Origin of the sequence: Haloprofundus sp. MHR1 (assembly GCF_005155585.1) — an archaeon.
Classification (GTDB): domain Archaea; phylum Halobacteriota; class Halobacteria; order Halobacteriales; family Haloferacaceae; genus Haloprofundus; species Haloprofundus halophilus.
Genome location: NZ_CP039833.1, coordinates 808,393 through 826,398, shown reverse-complemented (window position 1 = coordinate 826,398; position 18,006 = coordinate 808,393). Strand labels below are relative to the sequence as shown.

Below are 18,006 nucleotides of genomic sequence, written 5' to 3'. Positions count from 1 at the left end.
TAAAGAATCGGTCGGACGGCAGTCGGAAACTCAGTCGAACAGCGCCGCGAGGTCGTCGCCCTCGATACCCGCGGAGAGGGCCAGCAGGAGCTTGATTCGGGCTTTCGAGGTCGGAAGGTCGCCCGAGAACAGCGCGCCGTGCTCGCGGAGCGTGACGCCGCCGCCGCGAGTGCCGTACACCTGGTCGGTCGGGCCGACGTGACAGCGCGAACTGACGACGACGGGGACCGATTCGACCGCGCGCGCGACGGCGTCGCCGAGGCTCCGGGAGACGTTACCGAGACCGGTCCCCTCGACGACGACGCCGTCCGCACCGGCGTCGACCGCTCTGTCGAGTTCGTCGCCGGCGACACTGATACCCGAGTGGACGACCGGAACCGTCGCCGACGCGTCGGCGGCGGCCGCCACCGGGAGCGACGCCGAATCCGAGGACGTACTCTCGGCGGTGCGGTGCAGATGCGTCTCCGACCGAGTGAACGTCGCCACGGGGCCTTTCCCCGGCGATTTGAACGTCGAGAGCGCGTTCGTGTGGGTCTTCTCCACGTCGCGGGCGGCGTGGAGTTCGTCGTCGAACGCGACGAACACGCCCGAAAATCGGGGGGAGGCGGCCGCTCTAACGGCGGTGAGGAGGTTCGCCGGCGCGTCGGTTCCGACCTCGTCGAAGCGGCGCTGCGACCCGGTGACCACGACCGGAACGTCGGCGTCGAGCAGCAGCGAGAGCGCGTACGCCGTGTCCGCGAGCGTGTCCGTGCCGTGAGTGACGACGAACCCGTCGGCGTCGGACGATTCCACCGCCTCTGCGACGGCGGCGACGGCCGAAAACTGCATGTCGAACCCCGGGTACGAGGCGATCTCCTCCGCGGTGACCGTCGCGTACTCGTCGAGTTCCGGCACCGCCTCGACCAGTTCCGCGCCGCGTTTCGCCGGAGCGGCCCCCGTCTCGCTCGGTTCGCTGGCGATCGTCCCGCCGCAACTCAGCACTTGTACGTCTGGCATAGACGACTCTCACGCGCCCGCCGGTTGACTGTTTTGCACGCGGTGGTTTTTGTGCTCCCCACGGTCGAGACGCGACTCAGACGTCGTTCCCCGTCCGGCCACCGCCGCGTTCGACAATGGTCAAAATAGCTATGGGTCAGATCGAGTAGGTTACGTGCTCCAGTTCGTTCAATCGGAGGGAAAACTCCGTTGTGAGAGACACTCACTCCAACGTGGAGACGAAGTATGAGAAGCCTCTATAAACTTTTAGCTCCCCTCTCAGTCCGTCTTGAAAGATCAATTAGGAAACTGGTCAATGCTAAAACTTCCCGAATTCGGCTCAACACTCTACCCCCTATATGACCCCCCGAGTTGTACGAGAAGATGAGAGGTCCCATGTCCAACTCCTCCCCACTCAAGAACGAACGCCCCCGCCAATCGAACAGCCTCGTCGACGAGTTCTCGAACAGTCTCGGCGGCCGCATCCTCGCGCGTCCGGTGCAGTTCACGGCCTTCTGGGCCGCGATCGCGCTGCCGTTCTTCTACATCCCCGTCGTCGCCGGCGAAACGATCTTCGGCGTGGGGATGGAACTGCTTCCGCTGCTCTTCGTCGCGAACATCCTGGCGCTCGTCGTCGGGCACGGTCACAAGCAGTAGCTTCCCGCTCCGGTACGGTTCCCCGCAGCCTCCCACTCCGGTACGGTTCCCCGCAGCCTCCCACTCCGGTACGGTTCCCCGCATCTCTCCGCCGCTGCATCTTCCCGCACTTCCCCACACCATCGCACTGCCTCCCTCGGGACCGGCAGCCCTCCATACATCGTACGCCTCTCTTTACCGTTCCTTCCCCCTTCGATTCCGCCCTCCGAGTTCGTCCCCGTGCCCGCGACCGACTCGTCGTCGCCGGAGTCGAGCCGCGTTCGAGTGTTCGCCGACGACCCGAATCGGGGTACTTTAACGCCCGCTCGTCGCACGTTCTCGCATGTCTCTCGACACGGTTCCGCTCGGCCGCACCGGAACGAAGGTGAGCGAAATCGCGTTCGGCACGTGGCGATTCGGACGGAGAAACGACGACGGGGACCTGGAAGTCGGCCGCGAGCGGGCCCACGAGTTGCTCGACGCGTACGCCGACGCCGGCGGCACGTTCATCGACACCGCCGACATGTACGGCGAAGGGCGCAGCGAGGAGTACATCGGCGACTGGTTGGCCGACCGCGACCGCGAGGAGTTCGTCGTCGCCTCGAAGATTTACTGGCCGACCAGCGACCACGCGAACGGCCGCGGGCTCAACCGCAAACACCTCCGGAACAACGTCGACGAGATTCTCGACCGCCTCGGCACCGACTACGTCGACGTGCTCTACGTCCACCGGTGGGACGACGACACGCCCGCCCGCGAGTTCATGCGGACGCTCGACGAGTTCGTCCGCGACGGGAAAGTGAACTACCTCGGCGCGTCGACGCTCGAACCGAACGCCTGGAAGGTCGCGATGGCGAACGAACTGGCGGACAGGCGCGGTTACGAACCGTTCTCGCTCGCACAGCCGCGGTACAACGTGGCGAACCGGGAGATAGAGGGTAACTACCTCGACATGTGCGAACACTACGATATCGGCGTCGTCCCGTGGTCGCCGCTGGCCGGCGGCTTCCTCACGGGTAAGTACAGTCGAAACGAGAAACCGCCGAAGAAGTCTCGGGCGGCCAACGACCAGCAGTTCGCCGACTCCTACCTGACGCCGGAGAACTTCGACGCGCTCGAAGCCGTCGAAGCCGTCGCCGAGGAGGTCGGCGCGACGCCCGCACAGGTGAGTCTCGCGTGGTTGCTGCACCACGAGCAGGTGACCGCCCCCATCGTCGGCGCGCGGACGACGAAGCAGTTGGAGGAGAACCTCGTCGCGAGCGACATCTCGCTCACCGACGCGCAGTTCCAACGCCTCGCGGGCGCGAAGTCGAACTAAGCGCGCGAACCGCCGAACCGGACCGCGGTCCCAACCGATTTGTGTCGACACCGGCAACGCAATCGCATGAGCGACAGCGAAGCCGAGACCGGAGTCGACGTGGACGAGTGGCGCGCGGAGGTCCAGCACCAGCGCGAACAGAAAGACGAGTTCTTCGCCGACCACCCGCAGTCGCCGATTCCGCCAGAAGAGCGCGAGGCGTTCGACGGCCTCGACTACTTCGACCCGGACCCCGACTACCGCGTCGAGGCGACGGTGACGACGCACGACGAACCCGACCCCGTCGAGATGGAGACGACGAACGGTCCGAACGTCCGCTACCTCCGCGTGGTGACGTTCGACTTCGAAGCCAGCGGCGAGACGCAGACGCTCGCCGGGTACCGCCAGGAGTCCGACGACTCGCGGTCGCTCTTCGTCCCGTTCCGCGACAAGACGACCGGCCAGCAGACGTACCGCGGCGGACGGTACATGGAGTTCGAACCGAACCGAGAACTCGAAGACGACGACGAGGTGGTGCTCGATTTCAATCTCGCGTACAGCCCGTTTTGCGCCTACAGCGAGACGTTCGCCTGCCCGCTCCCGCCCGAGGAGAACTGGCTCGACGTGGTGATTCCGGCGGGCGAGCGGTTCGGAGAGTGACGAGCGGGCGGGGGTCGTCCGACCGAGACGTCGAACCGCCGTCCTGTCGGCACGGCGTCTCGAACCGCCCTCGCGGAACGAAAGCGAAATTCATTATGCGTCCGGCGATATAGCCGAGGTATGGACGTAACACGCAACGGAACTCTCGGCCTGGGAATGATGGTCGTCGGCACGCTCGGCTTCGTACCGACGGCGCTGCCCTCCTCGACGTTCGCCGGCGTCGTCGGCGGCCTCATCCTCGTCGTCGCCGCGGCGCTGCTCACGGCCGGCACCTATCTCGTCGGCACCGACGTGACCGGCCGCGCCGTCTGAGACCCGAGACACCGATTCGATTCTCGTCGATTGCCACCGTGAGAGCGGTCAGTACGACCGCCGAGCGACGACCGCGCCCGATTCGTCTCGGACGACCACCTCGTCGCCGTCGTTGTTCCACACCGGACTGTTCGCGCCCCAGTACAGCGTCTCGTCGGTGTCCTCGCCGTCACCGGTCCGTAGCGTGACCGTCGCACCGGGTTCGAGGGAGAACCCGTCCGGGAACTGGTACTGCTTGCCCGCTTCGTCCGTCACGGTCCACCCCGACAGGTCGAGCGTCTCCTCGCCGCTGTTCCGGAAGACGAGGTACTCGTCGACGAGATTCTGCCGGTCGTCGCCCGCGGCGTCCTCGTGTATCTCGTCGACGACGAGCGACGAGTCGCCGCCGTCGGCCCTCGCCGTCTCCGAACCCCGACCGGTTCCGGCGGACGAGCCGCCGTCGTCGGTCGCACACTCCCACAGCCCGCGTTCCGCCCGCTGTGCCGCTGCTTCGGCGTCGTAGTAGCGCTCGCGGGCGGTGAACTGGCTGTCGTAGACGCGGGCGTAGCCCTCGGCGACGAGGCCGTAGTTGAAGTCGGTGCCGTCCACCACCACGTAGACGAGCAAGCGGTCGTAGTAACCGCGTCGCGGTTCGTTCGCGTCGAACCGGAGCGTGACCTCGCGGTCGAGCAGCGTCTCGGTCGCGTAGTCGGTGGCGCGTTCGCCGTGCTCGTTGAGACACGCCTGCCCCGCCGCGGTGTCGGGGACGCTCTCGAAGTCGGCGGGGTCGCTCTCGCCGTACGTCTCCGGCGTGTCGACGCCGAGCAGACGGGCCGTGTCGCGGGTCCCGTTCGGATACGCTATCTTCACCGTGTCGCCGTCGACGACGTCGACGACCGTCGCGGTTCGACCCGGTCCTTCGCCGGGTAGCGGAGCGTCGCCGGCGGACGGTGCGCCGTCGTCGGGCGACGGGAGCGGCACGCCGACGCAGCCTGCGGTGAGGAGCGACACACTGACGACGAGAACGACCGTTGGTCGGCGAAGCACGTCCACGGGCCGGACAACGAGGTAGCGGTATATCAGTTCCACGTCGTCGGGTCGGGCGTCGGAGCGCCGAGCGGTCTGTTGTTCGCGTCCGCACCGGCGCAGTGGCCGAACCCGTCGGCAGCGAGCCCGCGGACGCCGTCAGGAGAGTCTGCTGTACCAGAACCGGAGCCACTCCGACAGCGGTCCGCGCGTCCCTTCGACGTGGACGCGGACCGTTCCGTCGAGTCGCCAGCGGGCGATTTCGGCGCCCGGTTCCATCCGAAGGGGGACGTCCACCTCCAGTTGCTCGAACCGACACTCGATAGTCTCCTGACGGTCGATCTCGGTGTCGATAACGTCCTCTATGACGTCGAACCACGTCTGCCCGGCCGCCGGCCGACCCACGGGCGTTCGTTCGGCGTCCGTCGCGGTGTTCGGACCCATCGGGTACAGATTACCCGTACCGGGGCTTGTAACTTCGCCCGCAACTCCGAACGCCGAGGGCGAGTGCGAGCCGAATTAGACCGCAGGAGGGCCCGTCACCGACTCGCTCGACGAAGTCGAGCTCGTCCTCTCCCGACGACGAGTTCGCGGTGTACGCGGAGGTCGAGCGCCGAATTCGCCCCGACTTCTGCACCGGACACCGGGTTAGTGACCGCCAAATTCGGCTTAACCGGTGGTTCGGCGCTTTCGCTCGTTCGGTATGGAGTTCAATACTATGGAGGTGTCGCCGGTACGAACTATCAGAGTCGTCGTCCGGACGCGTATCGTCGCGCTACCGGGCGGCGCTCGACGGCGGCCCCGAACCGGTCGCCGTGGTGTGTCAGTGTCCGGGGGTCGCGTCAGCGCCCGGCCGTTTTGTGCTAGTGGGGAGACGGCTCGATGCCGTCGACATCGTTTTCGAGGAGCCACCCGCCGCGAGTCGCGGACTCGCCTCCGATGACGAGCGGGGGCTCCGGGGGCGTGCGGGGCGCTCCGAGGGTGTGCGGGGCGCTCCGAGGGTGTGCGGGGCGCTCCGAGGGTGTGCGGGGCGCTCCGGGGCGAAGTCGAAGTGGAAAATGCCCGGGGTGGGCTCCGAACCCACGATCTCCGCATATCCCAGGTCAGAGGCTCGGCAGGCCCCGTTGGGGCGGAGGCTTCCAAGGCGATACCGCACCGAATCTCAGAACCCTATGAGTGCGGCGCTATGTCCAGCTAAGCCACCCGGGCTCACTCTCATCTTGTCCGATGAGACTCTTGAAGCTTCCCATATCGGTTTACCGTGCGGCGGTTTCTCACCGAGATTCGCGTTCGCCGCCGCACCCCCTGAATTTATCACGCGTGACCGGGACACCCCTGCCATGAGCCTGCCGGAACTCGTCCAGACCGAACTGGACGACGAACCAGTCGCCGCCCAGGTGAGCCTCGGTGGCGAAGACGGACTGTTCGTCACGCCCACGCGAACGCTCATCTACCGCTCCGAGGGGCTGCTCTCGGACGAATCCGTCGAACAGTATCCGCACGACGCCGAACGCATCTCTGTCTCCGAAGGCGGCCGCACCTCGCGGAAAGCGAAGGTGACGCTGGACTACGGCCTCGACGGCGAGCGGTCGTTCTCGATTCCGTCGAAACGCCTCCAAGAGGCGCTGCACCCCGTGCTGGCCGGCATTCTCAGCGCCGCCGGAATAACCGACCCGGGCGAGACGGTGAAGCAGACGTTCCGGTTCAGCGAGCTCACGCTCGTCGTCACGAGCCACCGAGTCGTCAAACACATCGGCGCGCCCGTCTGGGACGAGGAGTACGAGGAGTACCACTACGCCGACGTGACCGACCTCACGTTCGAGGACGGCAGCGTCGCCACCTCCATCGTCCTCACGCTCGGCGGCCGCCAGGAGCGGTTCAAAGCGCCGAACGACGACGCGCGCGCGGTCCGCGAGACGCTGACCGACGCGCTCTGCACTTATCACGAGACGTCCTCGCTCGACGCGTTCCGGAAGGCGAAAGCCAGAGAGTCCGAGTCGGACCCGGCGCAGGACCGCAAGAACGTCTCCTTCGGCGACGGCCCCGCGCCGCTGAAAGCCAACCCCACGGAGTTGCGCGAGAAGCCGAAAAACGCGACGCGGCCGGACGACCCGGTGGACCTCGACGACGGCAGCGGCGACGCGACGAGCGAGGCAGCCGCCGAAACGGCGGTCGAATCGCAGTCGGCGGCGTCGGCCGCGCAGGTGGAGTCCGCGGAGTCGACGACGTTCGAGGGGTCGGGCTTCGAGTCCGCCAGCGACGAGACGGCCGCCGCCGAGGCGGCGGCACCGGCGTCGGCATCGCCGGAGACGGCGGTCCCGGAACCGTCGGACGCCTCGGCGCCTCCCGTCGCCGGCGACGACACCGACGAACTCCGAGCGCAGTTGGCGACGCTGACGGAGACCGTCGAGCGACAGAACGAGGAGCTACGGCGCCAGGCCGAACTCCTCGAGCGACTCATCGACGAACTCAGTCGCGGTCGGTGACGCTCCCGTCTCGGCGTCTCCGCGGCCGGTTCTGCGACCGCGTGCTCACTCGCGACCGGTGACTTTTCGGATACACGAGGAGCCGAACGGACCCAGCTCGCCGGCCTCGAAGCGGATGAAGTGACCCGTCGAAATCGACGCCCCGCAGCGCCGGCAGTCGAACTCGCCCTCGCGCGTGACGACCTGGCTCTCGAAGCGGACGAACGTGCCGCCGCGGCGCGTTCGGATACGCGCGCCGTCGCGTTCGACGATGCCTCGCTTCTCGGCTTCGTCGAGGATGTCGCGGGTCGTCGACGGGTCCGTCGTCACCGTCTCGATGCGGTCGATGACCGCCGGCAGCTCCAGCTCGTCGTGTTCGAGGTGTGCGAGCAGTTCGAGGGCGAGCTCGATGCGCTCGCTGCGGGTCGCGGCGATGCCGGCCCCCTCGTCGGTCGGTCCGTCGGGCACGTTCCGCGAATTTCGCAGCATCGGAGTTAACGGTTCCGTGGTGGGGCGACCGGCCGCGCCGCGTCGGGCACAAGGGGTTTGACGGCGGACGGCGAATCGGTGGTATGGAGTCCGACATCGGCGTCTCTGCCGTCGCAGTCGTCACGGAGCGGTGTTACTGAGTGTCGCGTCGCACCCTCCTCGCCTCGACGGCCGCCGTCGTCCTCGTCGCCGCGCTCGCCGCGTGGCTCGTCTCTCCCGAAACGCTGTTCGAGCGGCTTCGATGGGTCGCCGCCGACCCGGTTCGATTCGTCGCCGTGCTGACGCTCGTCGCGCTCGTCCGCCCGCTGTTGGCGTGGCCGACGACGCTTCTGGCCGTCGTCGTGGGCTACACGCAGCCGCTCACGTGGGCGCCCGTCGCGCTCGCGCTCGTCGTCGTGAGCAGCGTCCCGCCGTACTTCTTCGGCCGTCACATCCGCGGCGACAGCGGCCGGTTCGCGGCCGCGGGCGAGCGGTTCGTCGACACGACCGGCGACGTTCGCAGCGTCGCCGCGAGCCGGCTGTTTCCGGCGCCCTCCGACATCGTCTCCGTCGGGGCGGGAGTCGCCGACGTTCGGCTCCGGTCGTACGTCCTCGGAACCGCGGTCGGCGAGACGCCGTGGGTGGTCGGCGGTGTCCTCGTCGGCGGGTCGCTCGGTGCGCTGACCGCCGACTCGTTGACCGGCCTGTTCGACGTTCGCCTCGTCGCGGGGGCAGCAGCCGTCGGCGTGTTGCTCCTCGCGGGGCCGCTGTACCGCTACGCGTCGAAGCGGAACGTCAAACTCCGATAGCCCACCACCCGAAGTTTATACCGGAGGACGCGGCCAGAGCCCCTCGTGCGCTGAGAGCGGCCGTGACCCGGACGAGGCGGGAGCGCGACGACCCGGTCACGGAGCGATCCGAGGAGCCGTCCGTCGCCTGTTCGCCAGTTACTCCAGAAGCGACTCGCCGGTCATCTCCGGCGGTTGGTCGACGCCGATGAGCGACAGCAGCGTCGGCGCGAGGTCGCAGAGCGACCCGCCCGCCCGAACCGTCCTCCCGCCGGCGTCGCCGGCCGGAGAGAGGTAAAGGAGCGGAACCGGGTTGTAGGTGTGAGCGGTGTGCGGTGTCTCCGGCGTGCCCATGTCGTCGGCGTTGCCGTGGTCGGCCGTGACGAGCGCGTGGCCGCCGGCGGCGAACACGCCGTCGAGCAGTCGGCCGAGCTGCGTGTCGACGGCTTCGACGGCCGCGACGGCGGCGTCGAAGTCGCCGGTGTGACCGACCATGTCGGGGTTCGCGTAGTTGAGCACGAGCACGTCGGGGTCGTCGGACTCGATTATCGACAGCGCGGTGTCGGTCACCTCCTCGGCGCTCATCTCGGGCGTCGCGTCGTAGGTCGGCACGTCCGGACTCTGGACGATGCGTCGAATCTCGCCGTCGAACTCCACCTCGCGGCCGCCGTTGAGGAAGTAGGTGACGTGGGCGTACTTCTCGGACTCCGCGAGCCGTAGCTGCGTGCGGCCGTTCTCGGCGAGCACTTCGCCGAGCGTGTTCCGGGGTTGCTCCGGCGGGAACGCGACCGGGAAGTCGAACGTCTTGTCGTACTGAGTCATCGTCGCCAGGTGAATCTCCGGCGGCGTCGTCTCGAACGCCCACTCGGGGCGGACGTCGCCGAGCATTCTGACGAGCTGTCGCGCTCGGTCCGACCGGAAGTTGAAGAAGAACACCGCGTCGCCGTCTTCGAGCGCCGGGCCGTCGGCGACGAGCGTCGGCTCGACGAACTCGTCGGTATCACCGCGTTCGTAGGAGCTCTCGACCGCCTCGACCGCCGAGAGCGCTTCGTGGTCGGCCTCGCGGTTCACGATGGCGTCGTAGGCGCGTTTCGTCCGCTCCCAGTTCTGGTCGCGGTCCATCGCGTAGTACCGTCCGGAGACGGTGGCGACCTCGCCGGTGCCGTGGTCGGCGACGACGCGTTCGAGCGACGCGAGGTAGTCGGCTCCACCCGTCGGGGAGGTGTCGCGTCCGTCGGTGAACGCGTGAGTCACCGCCTCGACGCCGCGGTCGGCCGCCGCCTCGATGAGCGCGTACAGATGCTCCTGGTCGGAGTGGACGCCGCCGTCGCTGACGAGTCCCATGAAGTGGACGCGGCCGTCGTGTTCGGCGGCGTAGTCGAACGCGTCCGTGAGGACGCGGTTCTCGTAGAGCGAGCCGTCCGTGATGCTGTCGTTGATTCGGGTGTACGCCTGTTTGACCACGCGGCCGCTGCCGATGTTGAGGTGGCCGACCTCGCTGTTTCCCATCTGCCCGTCGGGCAGCCCGACGCGCCGGCCGCTCACGTCGAGTGTTCCGTACGCTCCGCTCTCGCGGAATCGGTCGAAGTTCGGTGTTTTCGCGGCTTTCACGGCGTCTCTCCGGTCGTGGTCTCCGAGCCCCCAGCCGTCGAGAACAACGAGTGCAGCCTGCATACTCCCTGGTTGGCTTTCGACGGTAACTAGCCTTTGCATCGAACAGTTCGCCGTCGTCTCCCGCGTGACCAACAAAGTCACGACGAGCGGTCGGAAAGGCGGACCAAATCGGGGGTCACGTCTATCCGAACTGCGGAGGACTCGCCGTCTCGACAACTTTTACCGCACACCGTCCGTCTCTCCGACGAATGGCGAGCGCACGCCTCATCCCGGACCGCTACGTCGAGTACTACCTCGGCAACGCTCCGAGTCTCGTCTGGTTGCTCGTCGTCAACGCCGCAGCGTTTCTCGTCGGCGTCCGCTACTACGTCGAGACGATGCCGGCGATATCGACGTTTCTGTGGCCGCTGTACGGCGACTCGCCGACCGCGTTAGCGCTGGGGACGCTCTCGTTGGCGACGCTCTTGCCGAACCTCGGCCGAAGTATCGACGACGCACCGCTGAACCGCCCGCTGGTCTACCTCCACACGCTCTCGGTCGTCTGGCTGGTGAAGTTCGGCCTCTGGACGGCCGTGGCGCTGAACCTCCGCCCGGAGCTCTACTTCGGGTTCGGTCTCCCGTCGCTGTGGAGTTACTGGGGTATCCTCCTCACGCATCTCGGATTCGTCGTCGAAGCGTCGCTCGTCGCCCGCATCGGGGCGACGACTCGCGGGGCGCTCGCGTTCGCGCTCGTGTTAGCGTTTGCGAACGACGTGTTCGACTACGCGTTCGGCTACCATCCGCCGCTTCGGTACGAGCCGGGAGTGACCCTCACCGTAGCTAGCGTGGCGATTTCGGTCGTCTCGGTCGGTGTCGCGGCCGTTCTACTCGACCGGTTCCGGGAGCCGACGGTCCGGAAGTAAGAGGTGATTACCGTCTGATTTCACCGTTGCAGGTCCGCGTAGATTCCACCTGCCCGCTTCGAAACACACTGAACAGAACGAACCCGAAGGTGAACGAAACGAACGGAGGTTCGTGTTTATGGGCGTACGCGAGGTAGCGAAATTCGATGAAAGCCGTCTACGCCCTCCTCGTCGCGGTGTTCGTCGTCGTCTCGTCGGTTCCGGCCGCCGCCTCGGTCTCGGCGACGTCGACGACCGACGCCGCGTCGCAGGTCGACACCGACGAGAGCCAACTCGGCGACAACGTGACGACGTTCGTCCAATCGACCGCTGCGGAGACCCGCGGCGTCGTCACGAACGAGAAGTGGGAGGCACAGTTCGAGCGAAACGGCGACAGAGCGGCCGTCAACCGGCGAATCGACCGCCTCGAGAGCGACCTCGCCGAACTCCGTCAGCGCCGCGACGCGCTGTCGGCGGCGGTCGAGAACGATACCCTCTCGGGACCGCGGTATCACGGCCGACTCGGCGAACTCGACGGTGAACTGAGCGCGCTGGCGGTCTCTATCGACGCGACGGAGCGAGCCGCAGAGCAGGTCGGCGCGAACACCAGTCGTCTGTCGACGCTCCGCACCGAGACGAGAGAGACCCACGCCAACGTCGCCGGCCCGACGGCGACGACGCCGCTCGGACCGCCGGCGAACCGCCCCAACGGCACCGGCGAGGGCGACGGAGCAGCCGACTCCCGACAGTTCGTCCACAGTAGCGTCCAGCCCGTCGGCGAGAGCGCCGACGAGGTCGACGGCGTCGGCGACGGCGAGGACCGCTCGGAGAGCCCGAACCCCGGTCAGACGAACGGTGAAGACGACGGAGTTCCGGTCGAACGCAAGTTCACCACGGACGTGACCCAGCCGAACAGTGAAGCGCCCGGAAAGGAGGACGTTCGCGGACGCCACTCGTAACGCTTCGCCCGGCGAGGAGGACGCCGGCGAAAACGAGCACGCGCGGCGCGACTGCGAGCGAGATTCGAGGGCGAGCGAGCGGATTCGGGGGTAGTCAGCCTTTTCAGTTCTGCCGGCCTACCGGTGGGCATGGACTCTGCGGTACTTTTGGATCTCCTCGGCAACGAGAACAGGCGACGTATCCTCCGCTTGCTCTCGCACAAGCCGTGCTACGTCACCGAGATCTCCGAGTACCTCAACGTCAGTCCGAAGGCCGTCATCGACCACCTCCGGAAACTGGAGGAGGCGGGCCTCGTCGAGAGCCGAACCGACGACCAGCGCCGAAAGTACTTCCACATCGCCCAGAACGTCCGTCTGGAGGTGAACGTCTCGCCGTACGGGTTCGGCACGAAGAGCGCGTATCCGGCGAGTCCGACGCTCGAACTGACCGGACGCTGTTCGCACCTGAGCATCGACGCCGAGCCGCGGCAGAACGGCGACGACCTCGAATCGCTGGCGCGGGAGTTCGGCCGCCTCGAAACGATCGAGAACGAGCTCTCGCTCGCCCAGCGGTGGGTCCACGGTCGCATGACCGACGTGCTCGACCGCCTGAACGAGCGCATCGGTACCGACGCCGACAGCCGGTTCTACGCGAAAGTGCTCGCGGCGGTCGCCGGCGGCGCGACGAGCACGCTCGCCGTCGCCAAGGAGGTCAGCGCCCCGCCGGAAGTCGTCGAGCAGGTGCTGGACGCGCTGTACGAGCGCGGACTGCTCGCTCGGAAGAACGACCAGTGGACCGTCCGGTGAGCGTGTCGGAGTCGCCCCGTCAGAGCTCTCGCGTGACGCCGTCGCGGAGGTCGCGGCCGAAGTAGTGCCCGACGAGCGCGACGAACGCACCCACAGCGGCTCCGACGCCGCCGAGTTCGACGCCGTACTGCGAGATGACGTTCACAGCGACGGGGAGAAACGCCCCGAGCGTCGAGAGGACGACGCTGAACACGCCGACGAGCGCGCCGGCGAGCGCGGCCTCGACGTACCGGGGGCGGTCGGCGACGAGGCCGACGACGAACGCGGCGGCGAACAGGCCGAGCGCGCGAAGCAGCAGCGAGACGCCGGGAATCGCGCCGACGAGCGGGACGAGGCCGCCGAGAAACACGCCGAGGAGCGAGAGCACCAGCGCGAGGAGGAACGCCTTCGGCGCGAACAGCCGGCCGAGCCGAGCGGAACCGTCGTCGCCGTCTCTGGAGGAGGGGTTCGTGTGCGAGGACATATCGACCGGTTGGCGTGCATCCGGTATCATTCTTGTGCCGACTCGCGAGCGCGAGACGTCCCGTCGAGCGTCCTCCCGTCGCTCGCCTCCGTCGGTTCCCTCCGCGCGTCGGCCTCCCCGGAGTCGCCCGCGAACGAGTGGATTCAAGTCCGCCGCGAGGGTAGCCGCGGGTATGAACGCAGGCGACCGCATCCGCGTCGAGCGCGGAGGCGTCACGAACGAGGGCGTGTTGATGCCGTCGACGACGGCCGAGCACCTCGTCGTCAAACTCGACGGCGGCTACAACGTCGGCATCGAGCGCGACGACGCCGAGGTCGAAGTGCTCGAAACCGGCGTCTACGACGTGGAGGACGCCCAGTCCGACGAGGGTGACAGCTCCGAAATCGAGTTCGACGACGAGCTTCCGACGGTTTCGCTCATCTCCACCGGCGGCACCATCGCCTCTACGGTCGATTATCGCACGGGGGCGGTGACCGCGCAGTTCGACGCCGAGGACGTGCTTCGCGCCGTACCGGACCTCGCGGGGCGGGCGAACTACCGCGGCCGCGTCGTCGCCAACATCCTCTCGGAGAACATGACGCCCGACGTCTGGCAGGAACTCGCGCGGGCGGTTCACGAGGAGATCGAAGCGGGTGCGGACGGCGTGGTCGTCATGCACGGCACCGACACGATGCAGTTCTCCGCCTCGGCGCTGTCGTTCATGCTCGACACGCCGGTTCCCGTCGTCTTCACCGGCAGCCAGCGCTCGGCGGACCGCCCTTCCTCGGACAACGTGATGAACGCGGTCTGCGCCGTCGAAGCGGCCAAGTCCGACTGCGCGGAGGTGCTCGTCTGCATGCACGGTACCGAGAGCGACGACGTCTGCGCGCTCCACCGCGGCACTCGCGTGCGCAAGAACCACACCTCCCGCCGAGACGCCTTCGAGACGGTCGGCGCGAAACCGCTCGGCGAAGTCGACTACGACACCGAGGAGGTTAGCTTCCGCCGCGAGTACGCCGAGCGCGGCGCGGCGGACCTCGACGTGGCGCCCGACATCGACGGCGAGGTCGAACTCGTGAAGTTCACGCCCGGGATGGACCCGGCGGCGCTCTCCTACCTCGACGGGAAATCCGGCGTCGTAATCGAGGGGACGGGTCTCGGACACGTCCACACCGACCTCATCCCTCGCATCGAGGAGTTAGTCGACGGGGGAACGACCGTCGTGATGACCAGCCAGTGCATCGCGGGCCGCGTCTGCGACCGCGTCTACGACACCGGCCGCGACCTGCTCGACGCCGGCGTCGTCGAGGCGGGCGACACCCTCCCCGGCACGGCGAAGGTGAAACTGATGTGGGCGCTCGCGAACCTCGGCGACCCGGCCGACGCGATGGGGCGGAACCTCGTCGGCGAACTGCAAGAGGAGTCGAAGCCGTGGACCTGACCGTTCGGCAGGCCCGACCCGAAGATTACGACGCGGTCGCGGCGTTCACGAGCGAGACGTGGGCCGACCGCGGCGGCTCCGACTACATCCCGCGCGTCTACCACGACTGGATCGCCGGCGACGGCGACGACCAGCGGACGTTCGTCCTCGACGTCGACGGTGACGAGGAGAGCCCCTCCGAGGAACTCGCCGGCATCTGTCAGGGCGTGCTGCTCTCGGAGTACGAGGCGTGGGCGCAGGGGATGCGCGTCAACCCCGACTACCGGGGGCGGGGCGCGTCGATGCACCTCTCGAAGGCGCTGTTTCGCTGGGCGAGAGAGCGCGGTGCGACCGTCGCCCGCAACATGGTGTTCTCGTGGAACGTCGCGGGTCTCGGCCAGTCGCGCGCGACCGGGTTCGAACCCTGCACGGAGTTCCGGTGGGGGATGCCGACGCCGGACGCCGACGCCGAGCCCGAGCTTTCGACGACGGCCGACCCGAGCGCCGCGTGGTCGTTCTGGACCGGAAGCGACGCCCGCGCGGATCTGAGAGGACTCGCGCTCGACGCCGAGGAGTCGTGGGCGGTGTCGGAACTCACCCGCCGACGGCTCCGGACGGCGGCCGACGAGGACCGCCTGTTCGTCGTGAGCGAAGGCGGTACCCGCGGGTTCACGTTCCGCAACCGGACGTACGACCGACCGAACGACGAGGGCGACCCGGAGACGTGGGCCGAGTACGCCGTCGGCGCGTGGAGCGCCCACGAGGCGGCGCGGGCACTGTATCGGGCGGTTGCCCGCGACGCCGCGAGCGTCGGCGCCGAGCGAGTCCGCGTCCTCGTCCCCGAGGGCGTTCGCTGGGTGAGCGACACCGCCTACGCCCGCGTCGGCGTCTCCGACGAACCCGACTTCGTGATGGCGGCGGACCTGACGGACCCGGCGGTCGTCGATAGCTGATACGGAAAAATCGAACTCGGCCTTTTTGGCTCAGTTGCTGCCGAACAGCCGCTCGCGCAGCGTCCGCATCCGCTTCTTCTCGGCGAGCAGCACCGAGCAGTCAACCTCGTCGACGACGTTCAGCACGAGGCTGTCGGTGAACAGCCGCGAGAGCAAGCCGCGCTCGGTCGCGCCGACGACGAGCATCGTCGATTCCGCCGCGTGGCGGCCGATAGCCGCCTCGACGTCGCCCGACTCGACGACCAGTTCGGCGTCTTCGAGTCCGCGGTCGGCCGCCCACGATTCGAGGAACGCCCGTCCCTCCGACTCGTCGTCGGCGACGTGCAGGAGCTTCACCGTCGAACCGTACTCCGCGCGGAGCATCTTGGCGACGGCCGCCGAGAGGTCCGAGTCCGGGCCGCCCGCCGTCGGGACGAGGACGCGCGAGGCGTCGAAGCCGCGGTCGCGGAGCACGAGGAAGTCGCAGGGGAGCGAACTGGCGAGTTCGTCGATGGCGCTCTCGGCGCGCCCCGGCGACCCGTGGGCGTCGGGCCCCCAGCCCATGACGGTCACGTCGGCGTCGTAGGTCCGCGCGGCGTCGAACACCTCCTCGAACGTCCGGTGCGAGAGAATCGTGTGCGTCTCGACGGGGACGCCGAGCGTCTCGGCGTCGTCGCGGGCGCGTTCGAGGATGCGGTGCGCGGCGTCGTAGTCGCCCTGCCGGCGGGCGGCTTCGAGCGAGGTCTGGTCGGGCACCTGCTGGATGTTGACGGCGACGACGGTGCCGTCCTGTTGTTTGGCGATGGCGCTGGCGAGCGTGATGAGGTCGGTCTGGTGTTCGGGGTTGGCGAGCGGCACCATCACGCGGTACTGGCCGCCGTCGGGTTTGACCGACGTCGCCGCGGAGACGGCGGGTTCGGGCATCTCGTCGGACCGGCTGAGAATGTAGTCGCTGAGGACGCCCTGTTTCGTCGTCCGAGAGCGGGCGTAGAAGAGGTACCAGAGCGCAGCGAACGCGACGAACGCCGCGCTGAACGCGATGGAGGCGCGCGGTTCGATGAACGCGATGAGCGCGAACGAGAGAATCGAGCCGACGATGGGCGTGACCGGGTAGAACGGCACGGTGTAGGAGGGTTCGTACCCCGACGCGTCCGCCTCGCGCATCACGATGAGCGCGATGTTCAACAGGCCGTAGATGACGAGGTGGAGCACGCTCCCCATCGTCGCCAGCGTCTCGATAGGAGCGACGAGGATGAAGAGCAGGATGAACGCGCCGGTGACCGCGATAGAGCGGTACGGCGTGCCGAACCGCTCGTGAATCTCGTTGAGTTGGGGCGTCACGATGGCGTCGCGGCCCATCGCGAAGTTGATGCGCGACGAGGCGAGAATGCTCGCGTTCGCGCTGGAAGCCGTCGCGAGCAGGCCGCCGAACAACATGGCGATCGCACCGGCCGGACCGAGGATGAGCCGGGCGACTTCGACGACGGCGATCTCGCCCGCGAGCTCCTGCTGGGCGATGAAGCCCTGTTCGACGGCGGCGCTCATCACGACGAGCACGAGCGCGTAGATGAGCGTCACGATGACGACGCTGCCGATGACCGCCCGCGGGAGGTTCTTGTCGGGGTCTTTGATCTCTTCGGCGACCGACGTTATCTGGACGAACCCCAGATAGGAGACGAAGATGAGGCCGGTGGTCGTTATCATCGGTCCGAAGCCCCGGCTCTCGGGGATGTTCGCCGGGTCGGCGCGGAACGACCCGACGACGGTGAACACGGCGAGAATCGCGACGAGCAAGACGACGATGACGTTCTGCAGTTTCCCGGTCTCCTTCGCGCCGACGTAGTTGACGAGGACGAACAGCGCCGCCCCCGCGAGGGCGACGACCTTCACCGACGGTTCGACCGTGAAGACGACGAGGTCGATAGTCGGGACGATGGCGACGATGTACTCGCCGAATCCGACCATGTAGAACGCCGAGGCGAACGCCAGCCCCATCCAGTTTGCCCACCCGGCGACGGAGCCGAAAAGCGGCCCCAGCGCCCGGTTGACGTAGAAGTACGCGCCGCCGGAGCGCGGCATCGCGGTTCCGAGTTCCGAGGCGGACAGCGCCGTCAGCAGCGCTATCACGCCGCCGACGACGAACGAGACGATGGCGAACGAACCGGCCTGCTGGATGGCCGTCCCCGGGAGGACGAAGATTCCCGCGCCGATCATCGTACCGACGCCGATGGTCAGTGCGGCCAGCGGTCCGAGGTCTTTTGCGAGTTCCTCGTCAGCCATTGACGTACCAGAACGGTGAGACTGCATGCTGCGCTGTTCCGGAGTATGACATAGCAGGGAGATACGACTGCATCCGTTTAAGTAAT

Annotated in this window: 18 protein-coding genes and 1 tRNA gene; 11 read left to right on the top strand and 8 right to left on the bottom strand. The window is 67.7% G+C overall.

All coding sequences use genetic code 11. From position 1 onward, the window contains the following. Positions 1-30: 30 nt before the first annotated feature. Positions 31-996, bottom strand: coding sequence for an asparaginase (locus FCF25_RS04115; RefSeq protein WP_137047411.1), 966 nt, complete (start codon positions 994-996; stop codon positions 31-33). Between the two features lie 375 nt (positions 997-1,371). Between FCF25_RS04115 and FCF25_RS04110 the strand changes: the two genes are divergently transcribed. The 4 genes from FCF25_RS04110 to FCF25_RS04095 all read left to right on the top strand — a co-directional run bounded on the left by FCF25_RS04110 (position 1,372) and on the right by FCF25_RS04095 (position 3,880). After that, positions 1,372-1,632: a hypothetical protein gene (locus FCF25_RS04110; protein WP_117594902.1), complete on the top strand. Its 261-nt coding sequence runs from the start codon at positions 1,372-1,374 to the stop codon at positions 1,630-1,632. Between the two features lie 322 nt (positions 1,633-1,954). Continuing rightward, entirely contained in the window at positions 1,955-2,929 is a 975-nt protein-coding gene (locus FCF25_RS04105) for an aldo/keto reductase (RefSeq protein ID WP_117594901.1), read from the top strand. Positions 2,930-2,995: 66 nt separating this feature from the next. Continuing rightward, the gene (locus FCF25_RS04100) at positions 2,996-3,568 is read left to right on the top strand and encodes a DUF1684 domain-containing protein (protein WP_137047410.1); all 573 of its coding nucleotides are present in this window, start codon (positions 2,996-2,998) and stop codon (positions 3,566-3,568) included. Positions 3,569-3,688: 120 nt separating this feature from the next. Then, positions 3,689-3,880 carry a hypothetical protein gene (locus FCF25_RS04095; RefSeq protein ID WP_117594899.1) on the top strand — a complete coding sequence of 64 codons (192 nt, stop codon included), beginning with the start codon at positions 3,689-3,691 and terminating at the stop codon, positions 3,878-3,880. Positions 3,881-3,928: 48 nt separating this feature from the next. Here FCF25_RS04095 and FCF25_RS04090 read toward each other — a convergent pair whose 3' ends face one another. The 3 genes from FCF25_RS04090 to FCF25_RS04080 all read right to left on the bottom strand — a co-directional run bounded on the left by FCF25_RS04090 (position 3,929) and on the right by FCF25_RS04080 (position 6,094). After that, positions 3,929-4,906, bottom strand: a complete 978-nt coding sequence (locus FCF25_RS04090; RefSeq protein ID WP_137047409.1) for a lamin tail domain-containing protein — start codon at positions 4,904-4,906, stop codon at positions 3,929-3,931. Positions 4,907-5,044: 138 nt separating this feature from the next. Further along, a complete protein-coding gene (locus FCF25_RS04085; protein WP_232819742.1) occupies positions 5,045-5,329 on the bottom strand; it encodes a hypothetical protein in 285 nt (94 codons plus the stop codon). A gap of 615 nt (positions 5,330-5,944) precedes the next feature. Continuing rightward, positions 5,945-6,094: transfer RNA gene (locus tag FCF25_RS04080), tRNA-Met, on the bottom strand. A gap of 131 nt (positions 6,095-6,225) precedes the next feature. Here FCF25_RS04080 and FCF25_RS04075 point away from each other — a divergent pair. Further along, entirely contained in the window at positions 6,226-7,371 is a 1,146-nt protein-coding gene (locus FCF25_RS04075; RefSeq protein WP_137047408.1) for a hypothetical protein, read from the top strand. Between the two features lie 45 nt (positions 7,372-7,416). On the opposite strand, the gene FCF25_RS04070 is transcribed toward FCF25_RS04075, so the two are convergent. Then, positions 7,417-7,818, bottom strand: coding sequence for a DUF5830 family protein (locus tag FCF25_RS04070; RefSeq protein ID WP_232819741.1), 402 nt, complete (start codon positions 7,816-7,818; stop codon positions 7,417-7,419). 161 nt (positions 7,819-7,979) lie between these two features. Between FCF25_RS04070 and FCF25_RS04065 the strand changes: the two genes are divergently transcribed. After that, a complete protein-coding gene (locus tag FCF25_RS04065; protein ID WP_117594896.1) occupies positions 7,980-8,627 on the top strand; it encodes a TVP38/TMEM64 family protein in 648 nt (215 codons plus the stop codon). A gap of 138 nt (positions 8,628-8,765) precedes the next feature. Here FCF25_RS04065 and gpmI read toward each other — a convergent pair whose 3' ends face one another. After that, complete coding sequence (gpmI, locus tag FCF25_RS04060) at positions 8,766-10,280, bottom strand: 2,3-bisphosphoglycerate-independent phosphoglycerate mutase (protein WP_137047407.1); 1,515 nt, start codon at positions 10,278-10,280, stop codon at positions 8,766-8,768. Positions 10,281-10,468: 188 nt separating this feature from the next. On the opposite strand from gpmI, the gene FCF25_RS04055 reads away from it, so the two are divergent. From FCF25_RS04055 to FCF25_RS04045, 3 genes are all read left to right on the top strand, one after another. Beyond that, positions 10,469-11,122: a DUF1405 domain-containing protein gene (locus FCF25_RS04055; protein ID WP_117594894.1), complete on the top strand. Its 654-nt coding sequence runs from the start codon at positions 10,469-10,471 to the stop codon at positions 11,120-11,122. 146 nt (positions 11,123-11,268) lie between these two features. Beyond that, positions 11,269-12,060: a hypothetical protein gene (locus FCF25_RS04050; protein WP_137047406.1), complete on the top strand. Its 792-nt coding sequence runs from the start codon at positions 11,269-11,271 to the stop codon at positions 12,058-12,060. Between the two features lie 129 nt (positions 12,061-12,189). After that, positions 12,190-12,846 (top strand): metalloregulator ArsR/SmtB family transcription factor, encoded by a 657-nt coding sequence (locus tag FCF25_RS04045; RefSeq protein WP_117594892.1) that lies wholly within the window; start codon positions 12,190-12,192, stop codon positions 12,844-12,846. Between the two features lie 19 nt (positions 12,847-12,865). Here the strand turns inward: FCF25_RS04045 and FCF25_RS04040 are convergent, their stop codons facing one another. After that, positions 12,866-13,309, bottom strand: a complete 444-nt coding sequence (locus FCF25_RS04040) for a hypothetical protein (protein WP_117594891.1) — start codon at positions 13,307-13,309, stop codon at positions 12,866-12,868. A gap of 172 nt (positions 13,310-13,481) precedes the next feature. Here FCF25_RS04040 and gatD point away from each other — a divergent pair, with 172 nt between their 5' ends. Continuing rightward, positions 13,482-14,729, top strand: a complete 1,248-nt coding sequence (gene gatD, locus FCF25_RS04035; protein WP_137047405.1) for a Glu-tRNA(Gln) amidotransferase subunit GatD — start codon at positions 13,482-13,484, stop codon at positions 14,727-14,729. After that, complete coding sequence (locus FCF25_RS04030; RefSeq protein ID WP_137049352.1) at positions 14,726-15,661, top strand: GNAT family N-acetyltransferase; 936 nt, start codon at positions 14,726-14,728, stop codon at positions 15,659-15,661. The genes gatD and FCF25_RS04030 overlap by 4 nt, the downstream gene beginning before the upstream one ends. Before the next feature lie 30 nt (positions 15,662-15,691). Here the strand turns inward: FCF25_RS04030 and FCF25_RS04025 are convergent, their stop codons facing one another. Beyond that, positions 15,692-17,920, bottom strand: coding sequence for an amino acid permease (locus FCF25_RS04025; protein ID WP_137047404.1), 2,229 nt, complete (start codon positions 17,918-17,920; stop codon positions 15,692-15,694). Between the last annotated feature and the right edge of the window lie 86 nt (positions 17,921-18,006).

What these genes read in the sequence shown, in the direction of transcription:
- FCF25_RS04115 (WP_137047411.1), bottom strand. Translation starts at nt 996, where the DNA reads ATGCCAGACGTACAAGTGCTGAGTTGCGGCGGGACGATCGCCAGCGAA.
- FCF25_RS04110 (WP_117594902.1), top strand. Translation starts at nt 1,372, where the DNA reads ATGTCCAACTCCTCCCCACTCAAGAACGAACGCCCCCGCCAATCGAAC.
- FCF25_RS04105 (WP_117594901.1), top strand. Translation starts at nt 1,955, where the DNA reads ATGTCTCTCGACACGGTTCCGCTCGGCCGCACCGGAACGAAGGTGAGC.
- FCF25_RS04100 (WP_137047410.1), top strand. Translation starts at nt 2,996, where the DNA reads ATGAGCGACAGCGAAGCCGAGACCGGAGTCGACGTGGACGAGTGGCGC.
- FCF25_RS04095 (WP_117594899.1), top strand. Translation starts at nt 3,689, where the DNA reads ATGGACGTAACACGCAACGGAACTCTCGGCCTGGGAATGATGGTCGTC.
- FCF25_RS04085 (WP_232819742.1), bottom strand. Translation starts at nt 5,329, where the DNA reads ATGGGTCCGAACACCGCGACGGACGCCGAACGAACGCCCGTGGGTCGG.
- FCF25_RS04075 (WP_137047408.1), top strand. Translation starts at nt 6,226, where the DNA reads ATGAGCCTGCCGGAACTCGTCCAGACCGAACTGGACGACGAACCAGTC.
- gpmI (WP_137047407.1), bottom strand. Translation starts at nt 10,280, where the DNA reads ATGCAGGCTGCACTCGTTGTTCTCGACGGCTGGGGGCTCGGAGACCAC.
- FCF25_RS04055 (WP_117594894.1), top strand. Translation starts at nt 10,469, where the DNA reads ATGGCGAGCGCACGCCTCATCCCGGACCGCTACGTCGAGTACTACCTC.
- FCF25_RS04050 (WP_137047406.1), top strand. Translation starts at nt 11,269, where the DNA reads ATGAAAGCCGTCTACGCCCTCCTCGTCGCGGTGTTCGTCGTCGTCTCG.
- FCF25_RS04045 (WP_117594892.1), top strand. Translation starts at nt 12,190, where the DNA reads ATGGACTCTGCGGTACTTTTGGATCTCCTCGGCAACGAGAACAGGCGA.
- FCF25_RS04040 (WP_117594891.1), bottom strand. Translation starts at nt 13,309, where the DNA reads ATGTCCTCGCACACGAACCCCTCCTCCAGAGACGGCGACGACGGTTCC.
- gatD (WP_137047405.1), top strand. Translation starts at nt 13,482, where the DNA reads ATGAACGCAGGCGACCGCATCCGCGTCGAGCGCGGAGGCGTCACGAAC.
- FCF25_RS04025 (WP_137047404.1), bottom strand. Translation starts at nt 17,920, where the DNA reads ATGGCTGACGAGGAACTCGCAAAAGACCTCGGACCGCTGGCCGCACTG.